6 protein-coding genes are annotated in these 7,728 nt (G+C 64.2%); 5 read left to right on the top strand and 1 reads right to left on the bottom strand.

Annotated features, from left to right (window positions below):
- Positions 1 to 427: 427 nt before the first annotated feature.
- A complete protein-coding gene (locus A7B18_RS20545; protein ID WP_102128534.1) occupies positions 428 to 1,198 on the top strand; it encodes an intradiol ring-cleavage dioxygenase in 771 nt (256 codons plus the stop codon).
- A gap of 9 nt (positions 1,199 to 1,207) precedes the next feature.
- Here A7B18_RS20545 and A7B18_RS20540 read toward each other — a convergent pair whose 3' ends face one another.
- Positions 1,208 to 1,618: a hypothetical protein gene (locus A7B18_RS20540; RefSeq protein ID WP_102128535.1), complete on the bottom strand. Its 411-nt coding sequence runs from the start codon at positions 1,616 to 1,618 to the stop codon at positions 1,208 to 1,210.
- A 118-nt stretch (positions 1,619 to 1,736) separates the two neighbouring features.
- On the opposite strand from A7B18_RS20540, the gene ilvD reads away from it, so the two are divergent.
- The 4 genes from ilvD (at position 1,737) to A7B18_RS20520 (ending at position 7,600) form a co-directional block, all read left to right on the top strand.
- Positions 1,737 to 3,431 carry a dihydroxy-acid dehydratase gene (gene ilvD / locus A7B18_RS20535; RefSeq protein ID WP_102128533.1) on the top strand — a complete coding sequence of 565 codons (1,695 nt, stop codon included), beginning with the start codon at positions 1,737 to 1,739 and terminating at the stop codon, positions 3,429 to 3,431.
- A 225-nt stretch (positions 3,432 to 3,656) separates the two neighbouring features.
- A complete protein-coding gene (locus A7B18_RS20530; RefSeq protein ID WP_102128532.1) occupies positions 3,657 to 5,270 on the top strand; it encodes a class I SAM-dependent DNA methyltransferase in 1,614 nt (537 codons plus the stop codon).
- Positions 5,260 to 6,303, top strand: coding sequence for a PDDEXK nuclease domain-containing protein (locus A7B18_RS20525; RefSeq protein ID WP_102128531.1), 1,044 nt, complete (start codon positions 5,260 to 5,262; stop codon positions 6,301 to 6,303). The genes A7B18_RS20530 and A7B18_RS20525 overlap by 11 nt, the downstream gene beginning before the upstream one ends.
- Positions 6,304 to 6,403: 100 nt before the next feature.
- Complete coding sequence (locus tag A7B18_RS20520) at positions 6,404 to 7,600, top strand: restriction endonuclease subunit S (protein ID WP_180970282.1); 1,197 nt, start codon at positions 6,404 to 6,406, stop codon at positions 7,598 to 7,600.
- The last annotated feature ends 128 nt before the right edge of the window (positions 7,601 to 7,728 follow it).

The raw sequence follows: 7,728 nt of genomic DNA, 5'->3' as shown, positions 1-7,728 counted from the left end.
GCTCTGGCACTGATGACGGTCATGCCAGACGTTCATTTGAACCGCCTGCTCCTGACGTTCAGCAGAAACTCGGAATTTCTCCGCCAGCACGGCTATTCACTGCGCTATGCGAGGTGCAACTCCTGAGAACTACATTCTCAAGGAGTGCGACACACGCTGGATTAACCTCCTCCGGGAACTCCTCGGAAGTCTCCTGATACCAAGCGTGAAATTCGTCGAGCGGGCCACCTAAAAAATTAGAGAGCAGACCGTCAGAAGAACCGTGATAAAAGCTAACTCGAATCCCCATTTTTGCTCCCTTTCTCAGGCCACCCTACCAACAACGGTGGAGGTGTTCGGCCACACCGGGTGAAATCCTCGCCTCCAACCCGGCTCTAACCGGCGGCCCGTAGGCTGCGGCCAGTCCCAGCTTCCCAGGAGGTTTGCCATGAACCCGCACCCGCAGCACGACGACCAGGACAACGACGACGAGATGGTGGGAACCCTGCTGAGCAGGAGGGCGGCCCTGCGGCTGCTCGGCCTGGGCGGCGCGGGGCTGGCGGTGGGCGGCGGCGTGCTCGCCCAGCGGAGCGGCACGAGCGCGGGCACGGGCAGCGCGGCCAGCCTGCCGGGCTGCGTGGTGCGCCCTGCCATGACGGAAGGGCCATTCTTCGTGCAGGGGGAACCGCGCCGCAGCGACCTCCGCCGGGACACGTCCAGCGGGCAGGTCAGCGCCGGGGTGCCGCTCACGCTGACCTTCGTTACCTCGCGCGTGGCGGTGGGGGCCTGCGAGCCGCGCGCGAACGTGCTCGTCGACGTGTGGCAGTGTGACGCGCTGGGCGTGTACTCGGGCGTGCAGGGGGACGGCGGCAACTTCCTGCGGGGCTCGCAGGTCACGGACGCGCGGGGGCGGGCGACCTTCACCACCGTCTATCCCGGCTGGTACCCGGGCCGCGCCGTCCACATCCACTTCAAGCTGCGGCCCCTGAACGCCTCGGGGCAGGCGACGGGCGAGTTCACCTCACAACTGTTCTTCCCGGAGGAGGTCACCGACCGGGTTCATGCCCGCACGCCCTACAGCCGCAAGGGCAGGCGCAACGTGCTCAACGCGGGGGACGGCATCTACCGCAACGGGGGCAACCAGCTCCTGCTGAATCCGACGGGCAGCCCGGAGCAGGGCTACCGGGCGACCTTCGACGTGGGGCTGAACCTCGGGTAAGGGCGGGGGTCAGGGGACCGGGGCGAGGCGGAAGGCTTCGGCCTTGCCCTGGTCCAGCCGGGCCTTCACGAGCCGCATCAGGTCGGCCAGGCTCGCCGCCGCGCGCATCTCGGAGGCGGGAATCCATTCGCACAGGGCACCGCCCGGCCCCACCTCGAAGGCGGCGGGGAGGGGCACGCCCTCGACGCCGTACTGATCCCGCAGTTCGTCGCGGTGCAGGAACCGCACGTCGCGGCCCAGCCCTCTCACGTAGTCGCGCCACTCGCGTTTCATCCCGGTCAGGCCGTAGGTCACCGCGCAGAGCTGGCAGTCGTACTCCTCAGGCCGGACGGTCTTGACCCATAGGTCCTTGAGACCGTTGAGGACGCCGCCGTCCGCGTTGTACACGAAGACGAGGGGAGCCGGGGCAGGGGCCGTCATGCCGACAGGGTACGGCCCGGCGCCCGTCACGACGGCGAGACCTGCGACGGTTCGGGCCCCCACCGCCTGTCTGTGCCGCCGCTCCCGTCCCCCCGGAGGATTGGCGTAGCTTGAAGGCATGACGGACACCACGGCGAAGAAGAAGCTGAACTGGAACAGCCACCACGTCACGCAGGGGGACGAGCGCGCCCCCAACCGGGCGATGCTGCGCGCCGTGGGCTTCGGGGACGGCGACTTCGACAAGGCGATCATCGGCGTGGCGCACGCGCAGAGCAACATCACGCCGTGCAACAACGGGCTGGGCGAGCTGGCCGGGCACATCACCGACGCGATCCGCGAGGGCGGGGCGATGCCGCAGGTGTACGGCACGATCACGGTGTCCGACGGCATCAGCATGGGCACCGAGGGGATGAAGTGCTCGCTCGTCAGCCGCGAGGTGATCGCCGACTCCATCGAGACCGTCAGCCGGGGCCAGTCGCACGACGGCGTGATCGTGGTGGGCGGCTGCGACAAGAACATGCCCGGCGCGATGATCGGCATCGCCCGCCTGAACATCCCCGCCGTCTTTGTCTACGGCGGCACCATCAAACCCGGGCACTACGACGGCAAGGACCTCACCATCGTCTCGGTCTTCGAGGCCGTGGGCGCTTTCGGTGCGGGCAAGATCAGCCGTGAGGACTTCGAGCAGATCGAGAAGCGCGCCTGCCCCGGCAACGGTTCGTGCGGCGGCATGTACACGGCGAACACGATGTCCTCGGCCTTCGAGGCGATGGGCATGAGCCTCCCGTACTCCTCCACGATGAGCGCGGTGGACGCGGAGAAGGCGACCTCCTCCGCCGACTCCGCCCGTGCCCTGATCCGGCTGATCGAGCGCGACATCCGCCCGCGCGACATCCTGACCAAGGAAGCCTTCGAGAACGCGATCACCGTGATCATGGCGGTCGGCGGCTCCACCAACGCCGTGCTGCACCTGATGGCGATTGCGCACGCCTGCGACATAGACCTTTCGCTTGCGGACTTCGAGCGCATCCGCGAGCGCACGCCGGTGTTCTGCGATCTCAAGCCCAGCGGAAAGTACGTGGCGACCGACCTGCACGAGGTGGGCGGCATCCCGCGCGTGATGAAGATGCTGCTGAAGGCCGGTCTTCTGCACGGCGACTGCCTGACGGTGACGGGGAAGACGGTCGCCGAGAACCTGGCGGACGAGCCGGAGACGCCCGACGAGGGGCAGGACGTGATTCACCCCTTCGAGGAGCCGATCTATCAGCAGGGGCACCTCGCCATCCTGCGGGGGAATCTCGCGCCCCAGGGCTCGGTCGCCAAGATCAGCGGCCTGAAGAGCATCAAGATTACCGGCCCGGCGCGTGTGTTCGACTCGGAGGAGGAGTGCATGGCGGCGATCATGGGCGACCAGATCAGGGCCGGGGACGTGCTCGTGATCCGCTACGAGGGGCCCAAGGGCGGCCCGGGGATGCGCGAGATGCTCTCGCCCACCAGCGCGATCATCGGCAAGGGGCTGGGCGACAGCGTGGGCCTGATCACCGACGGGCGCTTCTCGGGCGGCACCTTCGGGCTGGTCGTGGGGCACGTCGCCCCCGAGGCGTTTGTGGGCGGCCCCATCGCGCTCGTGCAGGAGGGCGATACCATTGAGCTGGACGCGGAGACGCTGCGACTCACCCTGCACGTGGACGAGGAGGAACTGGAGCGGCGGCGCTCGGCGTGGGTGGCGCCCGAGCCCCGCTACAAGCGCGGCGTGCTGGCGAAGTACGCGCGGCTGGTGAGCAGCGCGGCGGTGGGGGCGTACACGGACTGAAGAAATGGAGTTTGATCGCGGTACTCCGTTCCGCCCTGGAGACAACCTGCGTCCCTTCCACTCCACTGCGACCGCTCTCATCACGGGTGCTCGCTCCGCTCGGGCCGGACCACTGGAGGGAAGACCCTCAACCTGTCCGGCCACCGCTGTGAGAGGCTGCCGACCCAAGGTTGGCGGTCTTCTTTTTGCCGCCACCCACGGAGCATCGCACTATCATGCACACACATGACCCGAGCACGGACCACCCGGGGCGGCACCATCGGCCCCAGCCTTGAGGAACTCCTCTGGAACACCGCCGATCAATTACGCGGGCACATCGACGCCGCAGAGTACAAGCACGTCGTCCTGCCGCTGATCTTCCTAAAATACGTCAGCGACTCCTTTCAACTCGTGTACAACGAAGTGGCTGCCGACGAATACTCCGACCCGGAGGATGTGGACGAGTACACCGCGCGGGGCGTGTTCTGGGTGCCGCGTGAGGCGCGGTGGGATACCCTGAAGGCGGGCGCGAAGCAAGACGACATCGGCAAGCAGATCGACGACGCGATGAAGGCATTGGAACGCGAGAATCCCAGGCAGCTCGGAGACATGCTGCCCAAGAACTACTCTCGCCCCAGCCTGCCGCCCCGCGTGCTGAGCGGCCTGATCGACAAGATCAGCGAGTACGGCACGGGCGGCACCACGGGAGCCCCGACCGCACCGGGCAACCTGTTCGACGAGGAGGGCGAGGCCAAGCAGGAGAAGGAAAGCGACCTGCTAGGCAGGGTCTACGAGTACATGCTGGGGCGCTTCGCTGCCGCTGAGGGAAAGTTGGGCGGCGAGTTCTACACCCCCAGAAGTGTGGTCCAGACACTTGTGGAGCTGCTCGCCCCATACAAGGGCCGGGTGTACGACCCCGCCTGCGGTTCGGGCGGCATGTTCATTCGCAGCGAGGAGTTCGTCGAGGCCCACCGGGGCCGCCTCGGCGACATCGTGATCTATGGGCAGGAGAGCAACTACACCACCTGGAAGCTCGCCCGCATGAACCTCGCCATCCGCCGCATCGAAGCCGACATCAAGAACGGCGACACCTTCCACCAGGACCTGCACCCCGACCTGCGGGCCGATTACGTGCTCGCCAACCCGCCCTTCAACATCAGCAACTGGGGCGGCCCCCTGAGCGGGGATCGGCGCTGGAGGTACGGCACGCCGCCCGCCAGCAACGCCAACTATGCCTGGCTCCAGCACATTCTGTATCACCTCGCCCCAAACGGCACCGCGGGCGTGGTCCTCGCCAACGGCAGCCTCAGCAGCAACCAGAGCGGCGAGGGCGTCATCCGGCAGAACATGATCAGCGCGGACAAGGTGGACTGCATCGTCGCCATGCCGGGGCAGCTCTTCTACACCACGCAGATTCCGGTCAGCCTGTGGATTCTGGCGAACAACAAGCAGAACGGTCGGGGTCAGGAGGGCCGCCCCCTGCGCGACCGCAGCGGCCAGGTGCTGTTCATCGACGCCCGCGAGCTGGGGTACATGCGGACACGCGTGGAGCGTGACCTGACTCCCGACGACCGCGCCAAGATCACCCGCGCCTACCACAACTGGCGAGGCGACGGCGACGGCGAGTACGAGGACATCCCCGGCTTTTGCAAGGCCGCCACCATCGATGACATCGAGAAGAACGGATGGGTGCTCACACCGGGGCGGTACGTCGGGGCCGCCGCGAAAGAAGAGGACAGCGAGCCATTCGGAGAGAAGATGGCCCGCCTGAGCTCAGAGCTCCGCAGGCAGTTCGACGAGAGTGACCGCCTGCAAGACCTGATCAAGAAGAACCTGGAGAAGTTGGGCTATGGTGGGTGAGCTGGCCCTCCCCGAGCAGTACCCCGCGCTGCTGGGTGAACTGAAGACCCACATCCGGGCTGCGCAGACGCGGGCGGCTCTCGCCGTGAATCGGGAGCTGGTGTTGCTCTACCACCACATCGGGCAGACCATCCTTCACCGTCAGGGGCAGGCCGGGTGGGGCGCCAAGGTCATTGACCAGCTCTCCCAGGACCTGCGGCGCGAGTTCCCGGACATGAAGGGCTTTAGCGCCAGGAACCTGAAGTACATGCGGGCCTTTGCCGCCGCCTGGCCCGAGCCCGCATTTGTGCAAGAGGTGCTTGCACAAATCACCTGGTACCACAACGTCGCCCTAGTCGAAAAGCTCGGCGACCCACAGCGGCGCGAATGGTACGCCCGCGCCACCGTCACGCACGGTTGGAGCCGGAACGTCCTCGTCCACCAGATCGAGTCCCGGCTGTTCGAGCGGCAGGGCCAGGCCGTGACCAATTTCGAGCGTGTTCTGCCCGCTCCACAGTCTGACTTGGCCCGGCAGCTCCTGAAAGACCCGTACAACTTCGACTTCCTGACCCTCGGCCAGGAGGCCCAGGAGCGCGACCTGGAACGTGGGCTGCTCGCGCACCTGCGCGACTTCATGCTGGAACTGGGCGTCGGCTTTGCCTTCGTGGGCAGTCAGGTTCACCTGGAGGTCGGCGGCGAGGACTTTTACCTCGACCTGCTCTTTTACCATCTGCACCTGCGCTGCTATGTGGTGATCGACCTGAAGATCGGCGAGTTCCGGCCCGAGTACGTGGGCAAGATGAACTTCTACCTCTCGGCGGTGAACGACCTGAAGCGCCATCTGCAAGACGCCCCCAGCATCGGCCTGCTGCTGTGCAAGACGCAGAACCGGCTCATTGCCGAGTACGCCCTGCGCGGTGTGGACAAGCCGCTGGGCGTGAGCACCTACCAGTTGACCGAGGCGCTGCCGGAGGAGTTGAAAGGGCAACTGCCGAGCGTGGAGGAGTTGGAGAGGGAGTTGGAGGGGTTGGGAGGGCGACAGGATGGCGAGTGAGTGGGTCTCTAAACCTTTTCGAGAGTGGCTAGCACAACCATTGAAAAATGGCCTAACTCGACCAAAGGCGGTCCGTGGAGCGGGCGTAAAAATGGTTAATATGGGCGAAATCTTCGCCCACGATATTATTCGAGATATAGAAATGGATCTTGTGCCTGTCACTGACAATGAGGCAGCCTTCTATTTGCAGTCGGGAGACCTACTTTTTGCACGGCAATCTCTCGTATTATCTGGGGCTGGTAAATCCGTTATTTTTCTAGGAACAGAACCCACAGTCTTTGAATCACACTTGATTAGGGCGCGGCCCGATAAGAAAACTGTCGATCCAAAATTTTTATACTACTACTTTGCTTCTCCTATAGGCCGTCAAAAAATCTTCTCTATCGTTGAGCAAGTTGCAGCAGCAGGTATTCGGGGCTCTGATCTAGCCAATTTGGAGCTTTCCCTTCCTCCCCTCCCCATCCAACACCAAATCGCCGCTATCCTCTCTGCCTTTGACGACAAGATCGAACTCAACCAGCGGATGAACCGCACGCTGGAGCAGATGGCCCGCGCTATGTTCAAAAGCTGGTTCATCGACTTCGACCCCGTGCGGGCGAAGATGCGGGGCGAGATGCCGGAGGGGATGGACGCGGAGACGGCGGCGTTGTTCCCAAACGAGATGGAGGAAGTGGACGGGCGGGAGGTGCCGAGGGGGTGGGGATACGCGCCCTTTGACTCGCGGCTCGTAATCTTCGGCGGTGGAACCCCGAAAACGTCCAACCCCGAGTTCTGGGGCGGGCAGATTCCTTGGTACTCGGTTGTGGATGTTCCAAGCGACGGCAATATATGGGTTCTTGAAACGGAGAAGACCATTACGGACAAGGGCCTGGAGAGTTCGTCAACGCGGCTTCTTCCTGTAGGCACGACAATCATTTCCGCGCGAGGAACGGTTGGCAAAGTTGCCTTGACGGCAGTCGAGATAGCTATGAATCAGTCTTGCTATGGCTTGTTTCCACGTGACGGAAGTAGCATCAACTTTACCTACTTTTCTACGCTTGCGGCTGTGGAGGAACTTAAACGCAGAACTCACGGCGCCGTTTTCGACACGATCACCCGGGATACGCTGAAAAGCGTTTTTGCCGTGGTTCCTCCCATCTCGGTTATGGCCGCTTTTGAGGAGCGGTCGAGTGGATGGACACAACTTATCCTCAACCATTGCCATGAATCCGCCCGCCTTGCCCACCTCCGCGACGCGCTGTTGCCTCGGCTGCTGTCGGGGGAAATGGATGTCACCGAGTGGGGAGGTCAGCCTTGACCTCAGAACTTGCACCTGAATAGGTAGCGAAAAAGCGCTCCCAGGGGCGAGAAAGAGGGTGTGTGGAACCTCAAGCTTCGCGGGGAGCGCGCTCGTATTTTGGCAGATGCGCTCCTCGCTGTCCCGAC

Origin of the sequence: Deinococcus planocerae, from assembly GCF_002869765.1 — a bacterium.
Lineage (GTDB): Bacteria > Deinococcota > Deinococci > Deinococcales > Deinococcaceae > Deinococcus > Deinococcus planocerae.
Note: the sequence above shows the minus strand (reverse complement) of the source record. Positions and strands in the feature narration are given on the sequence as shown.